The sequence below is a fragment of the Prevotella sp. oral taxon 475 genome (genome assembly GCF_018127805.1).
Lineage (GTDB): Bacteria > Bacteroidota > Bacteroidia > Bacteroidales > Bacteroidaceae > Prevotella.
Map to the genome: position 1 here is coordinate 124,257 of NZ_CP072334.1, position 20,036 is coordinate 144,292.

Below are 20,036 nucleotides of genomic sequence, written 5' to 3' on the forward strand. Positions count from 1 at the left end.
CCTTTTTTATCTATCAAATGCGATCGAATCTAACGGTCGATCGTCCATTCTCAATCGCCAATCAACACTTTAAGGTCTTCTTCCACGGTGGTAATGCCGGCCAAGCCAAACTGTTCTACCAACACTTTCAGAACACCCGGCGAGACAAAGGCCGGCAACGTGGGGCCGATATGGATGTTTTTAACCCCCAACGACAGCAGAGCCAATAGCACGATCACAGCCTTTTGCTCATACCAAGCAATGTTAAAGGCCAGGGGAAGATCGTTGATGTCGGCCGCACCAAAGATTTCTTTGAGTTTCAAAGCCACCACAGCCCAAGTGTAAGAGTCGTTGCACTGCCCGGCATCGAGCACCCTTGGGATGCCATTGATGTCTCCGAGGTTCAGCTTATTGTATTTAAACTTCGCGCAACCCGAGGTCAATATCACCACATCCTGCGGCAGTTGACGGGCGAACTCGGTGTAATAGTTGCGGCTTTTCATACGTCCGTCGCATCCGCCCATCACCACAAACTTGCGGATGGCACCGCTTTTCACCGCCTCTACAATCTTGTCGGCCAGGGCAAACACCTGGTTGTGGGCAAAGCCGCCCACGATTTCGCCCGTCTCAATCTCAGTAGGAGCCTGGCAGGTCTTGGCCAAAGCAATCACCTCGGAAAAGTCTTTGTGCCCGTCAGTCCCCTCTTCGATGTGTTTCCAACCCGGAAAACCGGTCGAGTTCATCGTGAAGACACGATCTTTATAGTTGTCTTTCGCCGTGGGCGGAACGATGCAGTTGGTGGTGAACACGATGGGACCGTTGAACGTAGCAAACTCTTCGCGTTGCTTCCACCAAGCATTGCCGTAGTTGCCCACGAGATGTTTGTATTTCTTCAGCTGTGGATAGTAGTGCGCCGGAAGCATTTCTCCGTGCGTATAGACATCTACGCCAGTACCCTCGGTTTGTCGAAGCAGATCTTCGATGTCGTGAAGGTCGTGCCCACTGATGAGGATTCCGGGATTCTTTCCCACGCCGATGTTCACCCGAGTCATCTCCGGATGTCCGTAAGCACCCGTGTTAGCCTTGTCCAATAAGGCCATTGCGTCTACGCCCCACTTACCGGTTTGGAGCACACAGTCGAGCAATTCGTCCATGCCAGCGTCGGGATTGGCGATGATCGCCAAAGCGTCGCCCATAAAATCGGTTATCTCCGGACGGGTGCATCCCAAGCGCGAGGCATGCTCATAGTAAGCCGCCATACCTTTGAGGCCCAGCACAACGAGCTCTTTGAGCGAGCGCAGGTCTTCGTTTTCGTTGCGAAGCACACTCTCCCGGAGGCTCTGTGCGTCGTAGTCGACTTTCTCTCCACCCCACAAAATCTCGTGATAGGCTGGCAGTTGCACTCCGTTTTTCTCGGCAATCTCCAACAGTTGTTTCTTCAGAGCGATGCCTTTATCTACTTTTCTGAGGATAGAAGCGTTGTCGAAGTTGGCGTTGGTGATGGTGGCAAACAGAGCATCTACAAAGAACGTGTCTACCTTCGGCACACTCTGGAAGCCCGCTTTGCGGATGGCACGGTCGATGGTGGCCACGCCACGAACCACACCTAACAGCAGGTCTTGATAGTTAGAGGTGGATGCTTCCTTACCGCACACACCCTTGACGGTACATCCCGTACCCTTAGCTGTTTCCTGACATTGGAAACAAAACATCTTGTTCTCCATCTTGTTTTTGTCTTTTTTAGTGTAAGTCTTGAGCAAGCACATGGCGCGAGTGCGGGTAACATAGTCGCCGTTCTAAACAACTGTGATTCAACTGCTTACCCAACGTTTTTCAAAAGCTAAGCTTTTGACTTCCATTTCCTTAGCTTTCGAAGGTGAAAAACTAAGCTTTTGCACATCATTCTCTTAGCTTTTGCAAAACCTCTTGTCGGGTTTTGTTCGGCGAAGGGGCCACAGCCGGATGCGAAGGGGAAACGAAAGGTGCGCAGAACGACGGGGAAACCCGTGTCGAACCCGTGCTGCACGGTCTTGCATTTGCGGGTGCAAAGGTATTTTGCCGATACCTACTAAAGGGTAACAAATGTGCCTCCGAGTGGTTAATCTGCGTTAAAACTAATAATAAGTAGGTATTGGTGCTTGCTATAAATATCAGCTTTTTTTCCTCAAGAGTTCAGAAAATACGTCTCACTCCTCGGCTTATTACTCCTTATTCCTCTCCTCCCTCCTCCTTACTACTTCCTTTCTTACTACTTGCTCCTTTTCTCCTTACTCCTTACTACACAAAGAAAAGGCCCCTGCCTCGCTGGTAAAAACCGGGAGACAGGGGCTTTTTCTTAGGGTGTTGAGAGAGATACGGGCAGCAGAATGGCCCGAGAAAGGAGGCCTTAGAAGGGGCGTTTGATTTGCATCAGCATCTTATGCGGTATCTCTTTGAGGATAGTGGCTACGATTTCCCGACAGGAAAGACGCCAGAAAAGACCGTAGTGCTTGAACTTACGAACCGTGGCTTCGATGTTGTAACGCATGCCCGAACGCACCGCTGTCTGAGAGATGTACTTCCCAAAATTCCCTCCGTTGAAGACGATGTCCAAGATGGCCTTTTCGTATCGCTGAGCCTTAGCAGGCAGAGGGAGAGGAAATTCTTCTTCGGGCAGGCCCAATCGGTGGACAAGAATCCATCCCACAGCGCCGAAAGCTCGCCGAAAGCCCATCTTTTCGAGATGAAGAGCCAGTGCGTCTCTATCGATCTCGGTGCGAAAATGATGCAAGAGGCAGAGCAGATCGCAGAATTGACGCAGTCCTACACCCAGCTCCACCAAGTGATGATAGAGATGCAGAAAGGTGTAAAGCACATTCACGGTGGGACAGAGCGTGGGAATGCACACCCCGTCGATCTCCGTTTGGCTGCGAGGAGAGGAGTCTAACAGGCGGTTCCAATAGCGTTGAATGCCGGAATGGTTGAACTTGATCATACAGAAGTGCATCTCGAGCGGCACGTCTTGGTAGCTGAACTCGTGGTGTTGCTGCGATTCGCCCTCGTTGATGTCTACCTGCCACTGCGTTTTCAGCACCTCGACGGCCCGCCGGAAACAAGTGGGCGGACAGTAGAAGTCGATGTCGCCGGGCGTTCTCTCGGTGGGATGGGGATATAATCGAGCCAGGGTCTGCCCCTTAAAAACCAGGTGTTCGATGCCCTCTGCACCCAACACGTTCTCCAATGCAATCAGTACGCGATTGGCTTTGTGGTTCAACTGCTCGATCATTCTTGCTCTTGAAAAGACCAAAAGGGCATCCTCCCGCTCCAACTGTACGTTTCCACGCATCAAAACGCCGGCAACAAGTCCTTCAACGGTTTGCCGCCGCGCCTGCAACAGCAACTGTTGTAGGGCCGTATGCGAGAGTGCGGAAAGAGATAAAGGTTCGCCCCACAGCTCGTTGCGGAGCACCGAGAAGAGGAAAGCCTCGGTTCGGGCTTCCCGTTTCAGGGTTTCAGCGGCAAGAAGGCTCTGTTGTACGGCAACGTTTTTCATGCGTCCAGTTCTGCGTAGATCGAGTTTTTGCTCTTAAACTCGGGTACCATCTCCTTCATCTTCTTGACAATGGCCATCTCGTTGTAAGTGTGCGAGATGGAAACGAGCTCTTCTACGTCTCGATTCACTTGCTCATAATCGTATTCACGCACCTTGGCAATCCTCACTTTGGGGTTGAATGAGGGTAGCGTTCCTTCCTCATCGTTGAGCACTTCCTCGTAAAGCTTCTCTCCGGCACGCAGACCGGTGTATTCAATCTGCACGTTCTTGGCTCCCGAAAGCAGAATCATGCGCTTGGCGAGGTCGGCTATTCTGACGGGTTTTCCCATGTCGAAGACGAATATTTCGCCGCCATGCCCCTTCGTTCCGGCCTCTAACACCAACTTACAAGCTTCGGGAATGAGCATGAAGAAGCGAATGATGTCGGGATGAGTGACGGTAACCGGTCCGCCGGCTTTGATCTGTCGCTCGAACAAAGGAATGACCGAACCGTTCGAACCCAAAACGTTTCCGAAGCGGGTGGTGACAAACTGCGTACTGCCGGGCACCTTTCCTTCTTTCTCGGCTTTGTCTAAGCTCTGCACATAGATTTCGCAGATGCGTTTAGAACAGCCCATTACGTTGGTGGGATTGACGGCTTTGTCGGTGGAAACCATCACAAACTTCTTCACACCGTAGGCCCAACTCAAGTCGGCCACTACCTTTGTGCCCCACACATTGTTCTGAATGCTCTCGCTGGGGTTGTTCTCCATCATGGGCACATGCTTGTAAGCGGCAGCATGAAAGACATAGTCGGGGCGGAAATCGGCAAAGATTCGTTCCATGCGATCTTTGTTGGCGATGGATGCAATCACGGTAGAAGTCTTGATGTGGGGATGTTCGTGCGCCATCATCAGTCGGATATCGTGTTGCGGAGTCTCTGCCTGGTCTACCAGCATCAGCTCGGCCGGCGAGAAAAGACAGATCTGCCGCACCATCTCCGACCCGATACTGCCCGCCGAACCCGTGATGAGAATCTTCTTTCCGGCCAACAGATGGCCCACGCTCTCCATGTCGATCTGTATCTGATCGCGAGGCAAGAGGTCTTCGATACTGATTTCTTTGAGCGTGTTGACCAGCTGATTGGAAGAGGTATTGTCCCATTCCTGCACGCCCTCGGTCATGTATATACGCACGCCGGCATTGATCAACAAGTCTTGCAGGGCACTATTGTCACGGAAAGCATCATTGCGCAGTGGCGAAACCAGTACGGCATTGATTCGGTTTTCCCGGATGACATCTCGCAGTTCCTCGCTAAAGGGATATACTTTCTTGCCCATGAGATAGCGATTGGCAAAGCCATCCTCGTGAGCAATGAAGCCAAAGAGCCGAAACTGCTGAGGTTTCTGCGAGGCAATGTTCTTTGCCAGTCCTACGCCTCCCTCTTTCACGCCGTAGATGAGAGCCCGTTTGGCTTTCTCGTTGTCGAAAGCGGTGTCGTAAATGCCCTTGATCACAATGCGGAACGTCCACAACAAGATGGTAGACACGATGTAGATGGAGACGATGTGCCGCAGATTGAGCGGCAGAATCCAGGAGTGGATGGGCGGATAAAAGATGATGGGGTAATGAATGAGCGTTACGGCCAGGAAAGAACCGGTCATCGCGTAGGCCACCCGCTTGAGATCCACAAAGGAGGAGTAGCGGATGACGCCCGAATAGGTATGGAACCAGCGAAACCCCAGGATGTTGAAGAAGAGGTAGAACAGCAGTGTGGTGCTGATGGGGGCGATGTTTGCCACCGTCTTCGGTATCTTGAAGAATAGGGCAAAGACAAAGATCCCCGACAAAAAACAAATGGTACAGTCAATCAAAAAAATGCACCAATAGGGCAACGACTCTTTTTTGAAGTACCAGTCGATAATTTTACTAAACAGATTCATTGTTGTGCCAGTTTACGAATATCGGTTTGGGGAAGCACGAAAACCTATAGATGCTGTTGTCTTTCTACAGGTTTGAAAATCAAACGATTAGAAGATGCCTTGCAAAAGCTAAGAGATAGGTTGGCAAAAGTTAAGCTTTTGGAGGGCGAAAATTAAGCTTTTGAGGGGTAAAAGCTAAGAGATGACAAGACGATGGCTCAAAACGGGGAAACGACTTGGCCACATGGCGGGAAATCTTTTCGGCCCCATGGGGTATGGTTTCACCTCGTTCCGCCTTACGCTCGGAAACTCTCTGGCCCTGTCTCCACCTCCTGTCATCAACGCAAGAAAAAGGAAACGGGAGACCGGTGCCGATGCTTAGCAGAGAGCTTTCACTATCCGGGCGATGTCTTCGTCGGTGACATACGGTCCGGAAGGCAAGCACAGCCCCTTGGCAAAGAGCCTTTCGGACACGCCGTTGACATAGGCCGGAGCATCTTTGAACACCGGCTGCGTGTGCATAGGCTTCCACAGCGGTCTGCTTTCGATGTTGAGGCTCTCGAGATGCAGCCGCAGTTGTTCGTAGTCACGCCCCGTTTTCTTTGCGTCGACGGTGATGGTGTTGAGCCAATAGTTGGGTTCCATGTAGTCTTCGGGGGCCACATGCAGACAGATTCCATCCACCTGGGCAAAGGCCTCTTGGTAAAGGTCTTTCGTATGCCTGTGATGGGCCACATGATCGTGAGCGATCGTCATCTGTCCGCGACCGATTCCGGCGCAGATATTACTCATACGATAGTTGTAACCGATGTCTTTGTGCAGATAATAGGGCATCGGCTCGCGGGCCTGGGTGGCGTAAAACATGGCCCGCTTCTTGGTTTCTTCGTCGGGACAGATGAGTGCGCCGCCGCCACTGGTGGTGATCATCTTGTTGCCATTGAAGCTCATGATGCCGAATCGACCGAAAGTGCCCACCATTCGGCCTTTGTATCTCGAGCCGAAGGCCTCTGCCGAGTCTTCCACAACGGGGATTTCATATCGTTTAGCCACTTCCATCACCTCGTCGATATAGGCCGGCATGCCGTAGAGATAGACCAACATAATGGCCTTGGGCTTGCGTCCGGTCTTGGCGATGCGGTCTTTGATGGCCTCTTCCAGCAGGTTCGGATCCATGTTCCAGGTATGCTCTTCGCTGTCTACAAACACAGGAGTGGCTCCTAAATAGGTGATGGGATTGGCGGATGCCGCAAACGTGAACGATTGACAAAGCACTTCGTCGCCGCTCTTCACGCCTAATAACACCAATGAGAGGTGGATCGCCGCCGTACCGGCTGAAAGAGCCACGACGTGTTTCCCCTCTCCTGCAAACTCTTCTAAATCTTTCTCAAATTCATTGACGTTCGGACCTAAGGGTACTACCCAGTTGGTGTCGAACGCTTCCTGAATGTACTTCATTTCGTTGCCGCTCATGTGAGCAAGGCACAAGTAGATACGATTATCCATAACTCTTTTTTTATAACTTCGTTTCATTCGCTCCCGCCTTGAAAAGGTCGTGGGCGGTAGGATTGTTTTTATGTATTGTGAGAACTTTTCATCCGGGCCGGCACACCGATATAGAGCCCTCCGTCTTCCTGAGTGTCGTCTAAGAGGATGGCTCCGGCTCCGATTCGGTTGTCGTTCCCCACCTTGAGATATTGCGCCACGGCGGCGTTGATGCCCAAAAAGTTTCGGTCTCCCATGCAGACTCCACCCGATAGCTTGACGCCGGGCATGAGGGCATTGCCGTCTCCGAGGCAGACGTCGTGCCGCAGACTGATGTCTCCGTTCAGAATATTGAAGTTGCCGAGACGCACATTGCACGAGAAATGACAGTGCGGACAGATGATATTGCCCTCTCCGATGGAGAAAGTGTCGGGGTGCCAGCACTCAACGGTGGGATCGATCAGGTTGGGATAGGAGATATGGTTGTTGGTGATGCGCTGCCGAATGCGGGCCAGCGTCTGCGGATGGCCTACGGCAAGGACGACGGAAAGTTCTTCTTCGCGTCGGTTGAGCTCTTCTATTCCGCCTAAGATGGCTCCAAACTCGTTGGCTTCTCCTATGGCGATGCCGTCGTCATAGAATCCGATCAGGTTCCATATCGGGGCGTCGGCGGCGTTGTTGATGCGGTGGATGAGGCAAGCTGTCTCGCGTCCCATACCGCCTGCACCGAAAATGGCAATGTCTTTCATCTCAGTTGTGTCCGTTAAAAACCTCCATCGTGGCTTGCCCCTCTTTGGAAATGCCGTCTCTTTTCAATACGGCCCGGATGGTGTAGGCAATTACCCGAAGATCGGTCAGCAGGGAGACGTGGTCTACATACCACACGTCGTACTCAAATTTCTTTGTCCACGAGATGGCGTTGCGCCCATGACACTGCGCCCAACCGGAGATGCCGGGACGCACTTCATGCCGACGTGCCTGCTCTGGGGTGTATAATGGGAGGTATTGTGGCAGCAACGGTCGGGGACCTATTAAGGACATGTCGCCTAATAGGACGTTGATGAGCTGGGGCAGTTCGTCTATCGAAGTGGAACGAACGAAACGGCCGACGGGCGTCAGTCGTTGTTCGTCGGGCAGAAGTTGCCCTTGCGCATCTCGTTCGTCGGTCATCGTCTTGTATTTGATGACCCGAAAGAGCTTGCCATCTTTTCCTGGACGTTCCTGAAAGAAGAAAGCTCCCGCTCCTTTGTTGGCAAAGTGAAGCCATAGGGTGACTATCAACAGTAACGGACTGATGAACAGCAAAACCAATAACGCGATGCTGAAATCGATGATGCGTTTGAAAAAATGCTTGTACATCCTTTGTTCTTATCTAAATGAGGGATGGGTGTCGTCGGCAAGCACCTTTTCGTATTGGGCTATCACGTTTTTGATGTCGAAATTCTGCTCTGCCCATTGCCGACTATATAAAGACATGGCGTTTCTTTCGGCCGCCGGTAGTAAGAGATATTTCTCCATGGCATCAGCCAAAGCTGCTACATCTTGTACGGGAACGAGATAACCGTTCTTTCCGTCTCTTACCATTTCTCTGCATCCCGGATGCTCTGTCGTAATGATTGGCTTGCCTACGGCGCAGCCTTCCATCAAAGAACGGTTGAGTCCTTCCGAGTAATACGATGGTATACAGATGACATAACCCGGACGACTGTAGAAGTCGAGCATGTTTGTCGTTACGCCCATATATTCGATATAGCCATTTTCAACATCCTTTGCTACCTCTTCCCGACTGATGGCTTTGGGATAAGTGAGGTCATATTCTCCGACAACTTGGAATTGAACATCGGGATATTTCTTGCGAATCGCCTTTGCCGCCTCCACAAACTGTCGGTATCCCTTCTCTTCAATCAAGCGAGCAATAAAGAGAAAGGTGATAGATGGGGCTTCGTTGTTGAAGTATTGATAATGAGTAAGGTTGACTCCTTCACCCCCTTTCAACCAAATCATTTTCTTATCATTGCAAAGTTTCAACCGTTTGACTGCTTGAACATTCTCTTCATTCAGTAAGAAGAGATGTTGCGCACAGGCAAGTCCTATCCGATACAACGTGCGTGCAATTTTAGAAGAAAGGTTGTTGTTCGTAAAGGTATAGCCCAATCCCGCCATCATATCTGTGCAGGGGATACCTCGTAAGCGGCAAGCGATGGCCCCGTAGATATTGGGTTTGATGGTATAGTTGAAAACATAATCTGGTTTTTCTTGACCGAGAATCTTCCAAAAACTTGAGAAGAAACGTAAATCGTTAAGTGGATGGGTTGAAGTGCGGCTTACATCGATGGTGTAAACCTTGATTCCAGTCAACTCTTCCAGATATTTCTCGTCGGTTTCGCTCTTGATCACTACAAGAACGACGGTTTTTCCCTGCTCTTTAAAATGCTGAATGATGTCTCTCCGAAAGAGAAGCATTCCGCTTAACAGGTTGTTACAAAAAAGGATTTTGCTCATTTCCGTTCGAGTAAGGATTTGTATACTCCCACATATTCGTCTACCATCTTGTTGATATCGAACATTTGTGCACGGCGATAACAAGCTTCTGCCACCTGTTGATAATACGTTTCGTCGTCGTGTAGGCGTTGCAGAATCACAGATAAGGCTTCCGCATCTTCATGTGGGAAAAGAATGCCATATCCTTTGGTTACTTCGTGAAGCCCATTTACATCGCTTGCTACAAAGGGCTTGCCCGATGCCATTCCCTCAATGTTGGATAAAGAGAGGCCCTCCCAATGGGATGACATCACCACTACATCTGCTGATTTGAGAATGTTGGGGACGTCTGAGCGAACGCCTAATAGTGTTACTCGTTGCTGAAGTTGTAAGGAAGAAATCAAATTTTCCAACTCAGAACGACGTACACCGTCGCCTACAAGCCATAATCGATACTCTTCGGGTAACAGGGAGATAGCTTTGATAAGCGTATCTTGATCTTTCGCCTCTCTAAATCCTGCCACCATTACGGCAATGAATTGGTTAGGATGAGACAATTCGGTCAGAGGTTGCTCATTGTAGAAGCGCGATACATCCACTCCATTATTGATGGTGATGATCTTATGATGAGCAGAAGAACCTAAATATTCCTGTAATTTCTCTTTGGCGATATCGGAAATACATACCGTTTTGTCGTATTGCCCATACATCCATCGGTCTATCGGTCGATAACCAACCCAATTGCGACGCCGATTGTTTGTGGAATGTTCGGTTGTAACCAGTTTGGTTTTACGATGGATATTGGCCAATGCCGCAAAGAGCTGGGCTGAAGTGTTGTGCGTATGTACTATATCATAGGCTCTCATCAGGCGACGTAGCTTAAAGATGAACTTCCAATTGTACACATCCCATGTCTCACTGAATTCTATCACGCGACAGTTATGACTTTTCAGCTTTTGTTTGAAGATCGTATCTCCGCCGGCAAATGATACAACATCAACCTCATGTCCTCTTGAATGAAGAGCCAACGTAAGGTCGGTAACGATTTTTTCGGCACCACCAGTTTGGAGTGATGTAACAACTTGCAGTATCTTCATCTCATGCGTATTGATGTATAGTGGAACAAGGAACGGTCTGTAGTAGGAGTAAATGCCGTCTGTAGTAGGACTACATCTTGTTTGTCTTAGGAGTAGATCTCACCGGTTGGGATCACATCGTATACTTTGTTAGCTAAGCTCCAGCGATGATAACGTTGTTTTTCAGATCGAAAGAAAGGGTAGACAGTATTTAGTCTACCTCCCAACGCCTCCAAATAAAACGCCCGGGTGTTTTCATTGAAATAACCTTTGCTGGATTACCCGCTGCCGTACAATCCTCGGGAATATCTTTAACAACGACTGCTCCAGCACCGATGGTAACATTATTGCCGATATTTACATTCTCAACGATACATACCGAAGGACCAATATAGACATTATCGCCAATGGTGGCAGCATTGAGTGACAAACTACCGATGGTAGTAAACTGCCCGATATTGACGTTGTTACCTATCTTTGCAGAGACATTGATAACAACCGGTCCACCATGCATGATTTTAAAGCCGTAGCCTATTTTAGTTCCTCGTTCAATATCTATATGATGTCGTAGCGAGATGATTCTGCAAATCAGTCGAGGAAGGAGATTGAATGGTGACGGTAGGTGTTGAAGTCGGAACCAAAACATAAACCGGAAACCTATGTCAAAGAAGCCTTCGCGCAACAGACTCATCCATGTCATCTGTTTCTTTCCTGTGATGCGATAAAGATCGGAGCGTACATAAGTCCAACATTCTTTCAATCCCATCTCACTGTTTCTTGTTGAATTTTGAAAAAAGTAAATGCAATCGGTATCGAAGTGATAAGCAAATCATTCGCTGATAGGCGATTCCTTTCATTAAGAAAGGAGAATGAGAATGTAGCAATAGATACTCTCTTAGATTGGTTTTGTAATGATACCGTTTGATGTCTGCATTAATTCTGTCGAAAAAAGGATGTTCTTTCTTCGCTACATCCTGAGGAAAGTTGACGGCAACTCCGATTAAACCATTGATTCGGTTTCTAAGAATACTTTCCATATACCGCTCTCTTTGCTCCGGTGGAATGGAGTTGACACGGCAATCATCAAAAAGATATTCATAATCTAAGGTCTTTTTGATAGTATGAGAGGCACTCGACGTGTGTCGCATAAAGTGATATACGCTCTTTTTCACAAAGTGCGGTGGGCGAGTAAGTGAGAACAAGATGCGTATACTCATAATCATATCTTCTGCACCGTCTATCTCGCGAGGGAAATCGAATGTGTTTTCAGAAAACAGTTCTTTTCGATAGAGCTTTCCCCAAGGCTGTGGAGGAATCAGTGTCGAGTCGATAACGCCTTGTCGATATTGCTCTAAGGAGAGATTTTCGTCTACCTCTAAATTGACGAACGACCCTATTACCAATTCCGTATTCTCGGTTTGTGCATAAAGACGCTCCAAGGCATCAAGGGGAAGCGTGTCGTCATTGTCTGCGAAAGTGATCCAATCTGAGGTCGCCTTTTTAACTCCTGCGTAACGAGCTTTGTTAATTCCGCCATTCTCTTGATGAATAACCATTACATTTTGATGTTGGGCAGCGTATTCATCACAAATCTGTCCTGAACGGTCAGGGCTTCCATCGTCTACCAATACAATTTCAACATCTTTCAATGTCTGCTGTAAGATGCTGTCTACACACATCCGCAAAAAGTTCTCTGCTTTATAAACAGGAACGACGACAGATATTTTATATTTTCCCATATAGCGTTTTTGTCGATATGTTCAACGTTTTTGTAAGACCTAATGGTTTAAATTCCTATGGATAACGGGTAGAATATAAGGAGTAAAGATGCGGTTGAAGAGAAAACAGCATAAGCGATAGATGATGAAATGAGACACAACAGCATTTTCCATCTTCTGTAACAGAGTTGCCTTGATTCCATTTGACCAACGACGAATAGGATAAAAGCCCTTTTCGCGTGCATTTTTCATCACCTCGTCAAACTCTTTTCCGGTGTAGTCTGCTGTTAAGATTCTTGTGAGTCCATATCTTTTTTTCGAATTGAGGGTGTCAACACACATTTTGAAGAGTTGAGAATCGTATGCAGCATACGTTTCAAACAAACCATTCATCAGTCCTATCACCGTGATATAATCAGGCACTAATCTACGTGCCTTGGCTCTCGACCGATCTGTCGAAATACTATTAGACCGCACAACATATCTATGAATGGCGGCATTGCTTCTATAGATTCGTGGATTGAGCATAAAAACCTGTCCTGTCCATAAGGTGTCTTCGCATCCATAGTAATGAAACCGCAATTTGTTTTCCTCAATAAAGTCTCTTCGGTAAATAAAGTTCCAACAGAATGAGGGGAAATAATGATAGCGTTTGATCAGTTCATGGGTTGTCCCTTTGAAAGAGATGGTCTTGTCGATGGCCGGAATCTCTCGAAAGTCGTACCAGCTTTCATACATCAACAATTGCCAATCTGTGTCGCCTTCGAGTCCTTCCAGCACTTGTTTGATGCCTCCTTTTAAAAGATAATCATCAGAATCCAAGAAACAAATATACTCGCTATCGACATGATTTAGTCCTGTATTGCGAGCCTCGGCAAGTCCGCGATTCTCTTGATGAATAACTCGGATGTTTGCATAACGTGCTGCATAGCCATCACAGATGGCCGAAGAGCGGTCGGTCGACCCATCATCCACCAACAGAATTTCATATTCTTGATCCTCCAAGCCTTGATTGAGAAGAGAATCAATACATCCCTCCAAATATTCTTCCACATTATAAACCGGAACAATAAAAGACAGTTTCATGCTTATTTCTTTTTAGAGATGATGATATTGGGCAAGTTCTTATATTCTTTTTGATGAATCATTCTCTTTGCTTTCCAGTGTCCTACCAGGTAGGCCGTGAAGAATTTCGGACTGCATAGGAACAGAGAATAACAGAGACGAGTGCTCAAACCGTTCACAAAACGAGTGATATAAGCAATATCATCCAGCATTTTGCCTCCTATACTTTTCCCTTTCAGTTGATAACAGCACCTGTGCCAGGTCAGGTACAAAGACATGGCACGATACATCAGCTTAGAATAGCTTTTTTCCTTAATGTTGTTTGTCCCTGCGTCTAAATGAAGAATCCCCGTATCATAGGCCATAACAACTTGATAACCGTTGAGATGCATCTTGTGAAACATCACTTGATCTTCGCCAAATGTCCCCGCCGGAAACTGGTCTATCCATTGTTCGTCTTCATAATGTATATCCCGAAAGACTTGTGTTTTTACCAAACAGGCCGTTCCGGGTGCGCTCATCGTGGGTAGAACGGCCCCTTGATCGGGGTTTAAATTATACGAGAAAGTACCATTCCGACCAATTTTGATAGCCCAACCATCATTCTTCCGGCCATATTGTCCATGCGCAAAGAAATCGATGACACGCCTTTTCCACGGCGTATGATGATTATGAAAAGTGTCTGGCGCAATGCAATCGGCCTGACTGGCCTTCATTTTCTCATAGAGTTTCTCTACTCCATCTTCCGGAAAGTAGATGTCATCATCTAAGATCAGAAGGTATTCTGTATCCACCTTTTCACAAGATGCCGCACGTTGGTGTACCAATCCTCGTGGCGTGTCAATATATTCTTCCATCCCCACCTGCTCTTTGGGTCGATCAAAGCCATGTGCCAAATGCACAAAGATGTGCTTAGGCTTGACGGTTTGCTGATGCAAAGACCTTAATTCTTGCAAATATTTCTCTCCTGCCTTTCCCACTGTTCTGATGGCTACGGAGTATTCAAATTTCTCTTTCATGCTAATACAAAACGTTTACTTGTTTGAATTTTTTCTCTAAGAAAAAGATGAGCAACGAAAAGGTGAAGCCCAAAACCAATGTTAGAAGATAAGCCGTCCAACTTCTTATCCCTATCGCAAATAATATTCGAATGATAGGAAACTGAATAAAATAAATCATGGTGCTACAATTCCTTAATCGGCGATAAATCTGTCGAGGTTTGAGGTTGAACGTAAGACTTGTTGCCATCAACAAACAGGCCGATAACGGAAGAGAGAACGTGCTGTCGGTACGCAAGGTGCTTCCTACATAGCCCGATTGGATGCACCATCCCAACTCGATAACATTCATTCCTATTGCAAGGAGTGTGGCTACATACAACTTCGTTCTGTGCTTTTTCCATATCGGAATCCATGTTTTATGCTCTGCAAAGGTTTTCCCGATGACAAAAAACAATAGTGCCGCAGGAATGAAATTGCAGAACGAACCGAAGAATGTGCGGACTTCGTTGAAGAGCATTCCCTGTCCTAATAAAAAGTAATAGGAGCTATCCATGATAGAAAGGAGATAGAGAAACAGGGAAAGCCCCCATAACAGAACCGAGCTTTTCGGTGCAAGGTATTTTACGATCCAAATACACCAAATCGTTGAAAGGACAAACCAACCCCCTCCACAAAGACCTATAAAGAAGAATTGCTTGAAGAAGTAGGTTAGTAACTGAAGAAAGTCGTAACCTTCTTTTGAGAAGAGATGATAATAGGTGTATAGAATGAAAGGCAGTGTGAAGATACACCAAGTGGAATACAAGGTGAGAAGTCTTCTTGTCTGACTTCGACTTCGATCTTCCTGATGACTGTATAGCAGAAAAGCAGACGCCATAAAGAACAGTGGAACTCCATTTCTGGCTACAGCCATTAACATCCATGCGGCATACCATTGCCCTGTTCCCTCTTCATAATTCCAAAAAAGAACGGTATGCACTGATACAATCAGTAGGGCTGCAATCAGCTTATAAATGTCTATGGAGTAATATCTTTCTTTCATTTCTTATTTCAAGAATATGATTTTGATGCACAAGTGCCAGATAAATAATGATGTGATCGACTGTTACAACCAGGCTACAGCCTATATCTTTGCATCTGGCTGAGAATCAGATGCTTACAAAACGATTTGCAAAAGCTAAGAAAACGCATGCCAAAAGCTAAGAAAATAGAGTGTGAAAGCTAAGAAAACAGGATGCGAAAGTTAAGCGTAGGGCGAATGCAAGATCGACCGAGGTGCTGTTTTATGTTCTCAGCCGTTATCTGATGGTTGGTTATATCTAACATGAGGATGACTTTGTGATGTGATATTTTCTTCTCCAATAATGATATAAGGCAAGGCCCGGTAGCAGACTGATCGAGAGAAGTGCCCGGAAATGCGGTATCGATTGTATTTGACGTTGGTTGATTTCCGATGTTGGAAAATATATCTCCGACAAACTACGCTGGGCAAATCGAGAATAGACGATATAAAGGAGGGTTTGTTTGATGCGTGTTCGTAGATGAAACTCATGGCTCATCGTCTCCAGCGAACCTTCAATTCCTCCCAGGGGACATTGGAATCGCAATCGCTTGCCTTGTAGCGTGAGGCCTCCATCGACATATTCGGCTAAATAGATGATCTTATTGACAAAAAGCATTTTCCATCGCTTGCCTAACCGAATCCAAACGATGGCCTCACTCATAAATCGTTCGTTGGGATATTCGGTAAAGGGAAAATCTCGCAGAAGCTCGGTGCGGAAAATCTCTGCATGGTCTTCACCGCTCACACCTCGGTTGTATCTCACATCGATATAGTTTCCGATGAAAGAGGATTCCTGTGAATACGTATGTCCAAAAGCATTGTTGGGACAAGAAATGTGTCCTCTTAAATAAGAGATTCCAAAGATTTGTTCTGATTTTGTCTTTTGCCAATCTGAAGTAATGGTTGAGACGGCATCTGGAGTTAGGAGGTCATCACTGTCGACAATAAAAAATAAATCTCCTTTTGCTTCTCTTACTCCAACGTTGATGGCAGTGTGTTTGCCTCCATTTTCCTTTTGATAATACCTGATAGGGAATCGATCTTTATTCTCCCTTCGTATCTCTTCTATCACAAGGGATGTATGATCTGTACTCCCATCATCCACAATAAGCCATTCGAAATTATACAGACGCTGCTCTCTCAGACTCTTGTATAATTTGAAAAGGAGATCGGCTCGGTTGTAAGTAGGAGTGAAAATTGTTAGTAGGGGCATTTTAGATTCCATGTCGATGCTTGTTAATTCCATTTGAATACAGGACGATAGAATTTATTCGAGTCGTATTGTGGATCGTATTCGTATCTTTGATAAACCGGATCTCCTTCCCTATGTCCTTCTGTCAGGAATGTTTTGTAGGGATAGGCACGGATACCCCAGCTAATCAATATACGGCCATATAACAGACAACTCAGGAGGATAAGCATGGTACTTACCTGCCTCTGACGATTTACTTTCATTGCGATGGTTGTAAAAAGTGCTATAATGCCTATCATATAATACCAACCTAATCGGCCACCAGAGGAAGAACGAACGAAGAAAAGCAAAATCACACAGAACATCAAGGCACAATTGAGATAAACAAGCGATTTCTTGTTCTGAGGAATCTCTTTATATTGAGAAAAAATAATAAAAAGAAAAACAACGACCTCAAGTAGATATTCTATTCTGAGACCAGCTTCCTCATAGTCCTGCGCATATTGCATTACCCGCTCTTCTGAACCGGAAAGCTCTCCAAAACGTGAAAATAATGCTCCCGGAAGTGGAGAAAGGCCTATGATAAAGGCCACAAGCATGATGGTAAGAATAAGTGAGATTTTATACTTTCGGATGGGTATAAAATACATCGGAAGAAAAATAATGGCAGAGTTATGAAAGGAATAAGCGATCAACATCAGGAATAGAAACCTCTTTAGATTTCGTTCATAAATATACTTCAACGACAACCAGCCAACACCCACTCCTATGACTTCACGCAGATATGTAAACGTAAAGAAGAACATCAGTGCTAAAAACAAAATACAGGCAAAGGGATAGTTGTCTGCGTATTCTTTAATTGAGAAAAAGAAGAGTAAATAGATGATGAGCGTTACAAAGAAGATAAAAATATATCGGTTAGAGGTGATATGAGATAGAATGAAATTAAGAAAAACATATCCAAATTCTTTCTCATAGTCCATAATAGGTGATTCCGTATAGCTGAACCCTCTATCAATATCATCAGATAAGAGATCAAAGACTTCTCCATATATATAACGGTCGTATCCACCTAACATATCAGATATACCTACAAAGAGAGCTAAGAAGAATAGGAAGAAGAATAGTCTCCGGGCATTTTTGGAAGATTGCTCTTTGCTTGAGAAAAACCAAATAAGGGCCGCTGAAAATATCAAGATATAGACCAACATAGTTTTATCGCTTTCCTATCACAAAGGTTGTAAATCGAGGAGATAGTTTATCCATCAACCCATAAATGCCCACACATAGAATTGTGGTGCAGAGAGGTATGCCAAACAGTACCAACGTCAATGTGAAGGTGTTGATGGGCAGAATCTTTACCCAATAGAGCGATGGAAACTTGATAACAAACATGTGAAAAACAAAAACAAAGAAACTGCTCTCTACTAAAAACGGATGGGCTTGTAGCTTTTGGTGTTGTCGTAAAAGATCGGTAAAGAGAATGATCCCTAAAATACCGATCATCTGTGACAGTTGGAAAAAGGTTTGATATGGCAAATTGTTTGCCCAACAATAGGTGTTGATGCCTATCAGCAGGCAAGAGCCAAGCAGAATAGGGGTGCAGTATGGACGCAGAACTTCTACAAAATTATTTTGCCTAATGCTGAACCAGGCTCCCAGTGCATAGAAGAAAGAGGCCCTGACGCCTATTCCCGGAAGCCACTGCCCTATTTGGAAGATCCATAAGAGGCCCAAGACAACGATAATAAGGAAATTTGCTCTCTTTATCATCCAATAGAACACTGGAGCAAAAAGGTTTAATATCATCAGATCTCGAATAAACCACAATGGAATAAGTCCTTGATCTAAATCCCAATAGGCATTCAGAATTTCGGAGAAACTCATCTGTAAAATACTTCTTTTCTCGGTTAGCCAAGTCGGATAAAGTATTCCGATCAAGGCAATGAATAGGATAAAGCAGGTATTCCAAAATACATAGGGTATGAATAGCGAATGAAAACGCTTCTTCAGTTTATCTATGAACATTTTTGGAGTAAAGGCTTTTCCGCAAAAGAATAGAAATCCGGAGATGAAGAAGAAAAGGGGTACTGCCATATTGGCTATTTCCACTCTGACGATATGCTCAATATAATCAAAAATAGGGAATTGATCCTCTGTCACATAGACTATTCCTCCAATTGGCTTATCTATCAAATAGGTGTGCAACATCACAACCGCTGCACACAATGGGAAACGAAGCAATGAAATAACTTGTGATGTATCTTGGCTTGGTCTCATCTTATCAAACTACGGTTGGAACAAACTGAAAAAGTTTTTAGCAATCGTTCTACGAGAATGATGCTGAAGAACACAGTGCCTTCCTGTTGCAGCTATTTGCTCATAGGTGGGCACGTTGTCCACAACATCTTTCAATAAAACAGTTACCTCCTGAGGAGTTTCGTACTGTAAGCAAGAGACACCGTTCTTTACAGCAATATTTTCCAAAGCATATTCTGTTCCGATGACTAAGAGTCCGTTTGCTAAGGCGTCTAAAACCTTTCCTTTGGTACCTGTTCCCACAGTAATGGGGGTGAGTTGTATATCGTGTCGCTGCACCTCCTCTGTATAATTAGGCGCAAAAGGGATGTGTGTCACGGTATATCCCGCACGAGAAAGCTTCTGAACAGCTTGCTCCCATCCCCTTCCTAAGAAAGTAATTGCGTAATGTACTTTCAGTTCGGAACAAGCATTGATCATCTCAGGAATCCACTCTTCTACGCCTTGCTGCATATACAAATTATTTTGTCCTGCAATCAATAAACGAATCGGTGTATGGAATTTGATCTCTTTGGATGTGCTTATTTCATAATGCGGATGCCTTAAAAATTCTGCTTGTATATCGGGATTGACCCTTTTTAGGAAGTTAGCATCGGCCTCACCTACCACGCAACAGGTAATAGACTTGTCTGCAGGAAGCTCTTTTTCGATTTTTAAGTATTTGGGATACATCAGAAATTTACGAAAAAGATTCCATGTATCTTTAAAAATGAAACGTTGCCCTAACAGTCGATAGTAATATAATGCCTCACTATCTGGCCCCAATAAAACTCTTCGCGTGTTTGGGAATTGTTTCAGTAATGGTGCATACTCTTCTCCATAAATCCAAATTCCATCAGCATGCTGAGCCTGTATGTTCTCTAATTCTTTTTTGGAAAGACGAACATAACTGCTGAATGGATGGCTCATCAATATTCGTACTATGGGATGCAACCGAGAAAGAAACATCCATCTCATCCATCTCCTTTCTTTTAAAATGTGTATGCGTACATTTAGTTCTACCTCACTTTGTGAAATTTGTTCTTTAGATAATTGATTTGTATTAAAACTAAATATCTTAACTTCTACTTTCTCATCCTCTTGTTGCCTATGTATCAACAAATGATAAGGTAGAGCACTTACTCCTCTTAAGTTTTCTTTAAAGGGGGTAATGGGAGTTATTAATACGATTCTTGTGCAGGGCATGGAGTTGAATTAAGATCTTACGATTTGAGATAAATAGTCTTT

Annotated in this window: 18 protein-coding genes and 1 pseudogene; 1 reads left to right on the forward strand and 18 read right to left on the reverse strand. The window is 45.6% G+C overall.

Annotated elements, in window-relative coordinates; translation table 11 throughout:
• Positions 1 to 50: 50 nt before the first annotated feature.
• The 3 genes from hcp to J5A66_RS00455 all read right to left on the reverse strand — a co-directional run bounded on the left by hcp (position 51) and on the right by J5A66_RS00455 (position 5,433).
• Positions 51 to 1,703 carry a hydroxylamine reductase gene (gene hcp, locus J5A66_RS00445; protein WP_211790542.1) on the reverse strand — a complete coding sequence of 551 codons (1,653 nt, stop codon included), beginning with the start codon at positions 1,701 to 1,703 and terminating at the stop codon, positions 51 to 53.
• Between the two features lie 662 nt (positions 1,704 to 2,365).
• Positions 2,366 to 3,511 (reverse strand): nucleotidyltransferase family protein, encoded by a 1,146-nt coding sequence (locus J5A66_RS00450; RefSeq protein WP_211790543.1) that lies wholly within the window; start codon positions 3,509 to 3,511, stop codon positions 2,366 to 2,368.
• Entirely contained in the window at positions 3,508 to 5,433 is a 1,926-nt protein-coding gene (locus J5A66_RS00455; RefSeq protein ID WP_211790544.1) for a nucleoside-diphosphate sugar epimerase/dehydratase, read from the reverse strand. Before J5A66_RS00455 ends, J5A66_RS00450 begins: the two co-directional genes overlap by 4 nt.
• Positions 5,434 to 5,614: 181 nt before the next feature.
• On the opposite strand from J5A66_RS00455, the gene J5A66_RS00460 reads away from it, so the two are divergent.
• Positions 5,615 to 5,794 carry a hypothetical protein gene (locus J5A66_RS00460; protein ID WP_211790545.1) on the forward strand — a complete coding sequence of 60 codons (180 nt, stop codon included), beginning with the start codon at positions 5,615 to 5,617 and terminating at the stop codon, positions 5,792 to 5,794.
• Here the strand turns inward: J5A66_RS00460 and J5A66_RS00465 are convergent.
• The 15 genes and pseudogenes from J5A66_RS00465 to J5A66_RS00530 form a co-directional block, all read right to left on the reverse strand.
• The gene (locus tag J5A66_RS00465; protein ID WP_211790546.1) at positions 5,791 to 6,915 is read right to left on the reverse strand and encodes a DegT/DnrJ/EryC1/StrS aminotransferase family protein; all 1,125 of its coding nucleotides are present in this window, start codon (positions 6,913 to 6,915) and stop codon (positions 5,791 to 5,793) included. The genes J5A66_RS00460 and J5A66_RS00465 overlap by 4 nt on opposite strands.
• A gap of 68 nt (positions 6,916 to 6,983) precedes the next feature.
• Complete coding sequence (locus tag J5A66_RS00470) at positions 6,984 to 7,643, reverse strand: serine acetyltransferase (RefSeq protein WP_211790547.1); 660 nt, start codon at positions 7,641 to 7,643, stop codon at positions 6,984 to 6,986.
• A 1-nt stretch (position 7,644) separates the two neighbouring features.
• Positions 7,645 to 8,253, reverse strand: a complete 609-nt coding sequence (locus tag J5A66_RS00475) for a sugar transferase (protein ID WP_211790548.1) — start codon at positions 8,251 to 8,253, stop codon at positions 7,645 to 7,647.
• 9 nt (positions 8,254 to 8,262) lie between these two features.
• Entirely contained in the window at positions 8,263 to 9,396 is a 1,134-nt protein-coding gene (locus J5A66_RS00480; RefSeq protein WP_211790549.1) for a glycosyltransferase family 4 protein, read from the reverse strand.
• A complete protein-coding gene (locus tag J5A66_RS00485) occupies positions 9,393 to 10,472 on the reverse strand; it encodes a glycosyltransferase (protein ID WP_211790550.1) in 1,080 nt (359 codons plus the stop codon). The genes J5A66_RS00480 and J5A66_RS00485 overlap by 4 nt, the downstream gene beginning before the upstream one ends.
• 190 nt (positions 10,473 to 10,662) lie before the next feature.
• A complete protein-coding gene (locus tag J5A66_RS00490; protein ID WP_211790551.1) occupies positions 10,663 to 11,217 on the reverse strand; it encodes a serine O-acetyltransferase in 555 nt (184 codons plus the stop codon).
• A 1-nt stretch (position 11,218) separates the two neighbouring features.
• Positions 11,219 to 12,190 (reverse strand): glycosyltransferase, encoded by a 972-nt coding sequence (locus J5A66_RS00495; RefSeq protein WP_211790552.1) that lies wholly within the window; start codon positions 12,188 to 12,190, stop codon positions 11,219 to 11,221.
• Between the two features lie 39 nt (positions 12,191 to 12,229).
• Entirely contained in the window at positions 12,230 to 13,255 is a 1,026-nt protein-coding gene (locus J5A66_RS00500) for a glycosyltransferase (RefSeq protein ID WP_211790553.1), read from the reverse strand.
• Positions 13,256 to 13,257: 2 nt separating this feature from the next.
• Positions 13,258 to 14,253, reverse strand: coding sequence for a glycosyltransferase (locus J5A66_RS00505; protein ID WP_211790554.1), 996 nt, complete (start codon positions 14,251 to 14,253; stop codon positions 13,258 to 13,260).
• Between the two features lies 1 nt (position 14,254).
• Positions 14,255 to 15,277: an acyltransferase gene (locus J5A66_RS00510; protein ID WP_211790555.1), complete on the reverse strand. Its 1,023-nt coding sequence runs from the start codon at positions 15,275 to 15,277 to the stop codon at positions 14,255 to 14,257.
• A 277-nt stretch (positions 15,278 to 15,554) separates the two neighbouring features.
• Positions 15,555 to 16,061 (reverse strand): hypothetical protein, encoded by a 507-nt coding sequence (locus tag J5A66_RS10135; RefSeq protein ID WP_249109979.1) that lies wholly within the window; start codon positions 16,059 to 16,061, stop codon positions 15,555 to 15,557.
• 150 nt (positions 16,062 to 16,211) lie between these two features.
• Positions 16,212 to 16,544 (reverse strand): annotated as a pseudogene (locus tag J5A66_RS10230) (glycosyltransferase family A protein); the annotation flags it as partial.
• Entirely contained in the window at positions 16,535 to 17,701 is a 1,167-nt protein-coding gene (locus J5A66_RS00520; RefSeq protein ID WP_211790557.1) for an EpsG family protein, read from the reverse strand. The pseudogene J5A66_RS10230 and the gene J5A66_RS00520, both read right to left, overlap by 10 nt.
• Positions 17,702 to 17,705: 4 nt before the next feature.
• Positions 17,706 to 18,770: an acyltransferase family protein gene (locus J5A66_RS00525; RefSeq protein WP_211790558.1), complete on the reverse strand. Its 1,065-nt coding sequence runs from the start codon at positions 18,768 to 18,770 to the stop codon at positions 17,706 to 17,708.
• A 9-nt stretch (positions 18,771 to 18,779) separates the two neighbouring features.
• Positions 18,780 to 19,994, reverse strand: a complete 1,215-nt coding sequence (locus tag J5A66_RS00530) for a glycosyltransferase (protein WP_211790559.1) — start codon at positions 19,992 to 19,994, stop codon at positions 18,780 to 18,782.
• Positions 19,995 to 20,036: the final 42 nt, after the last annotated feature.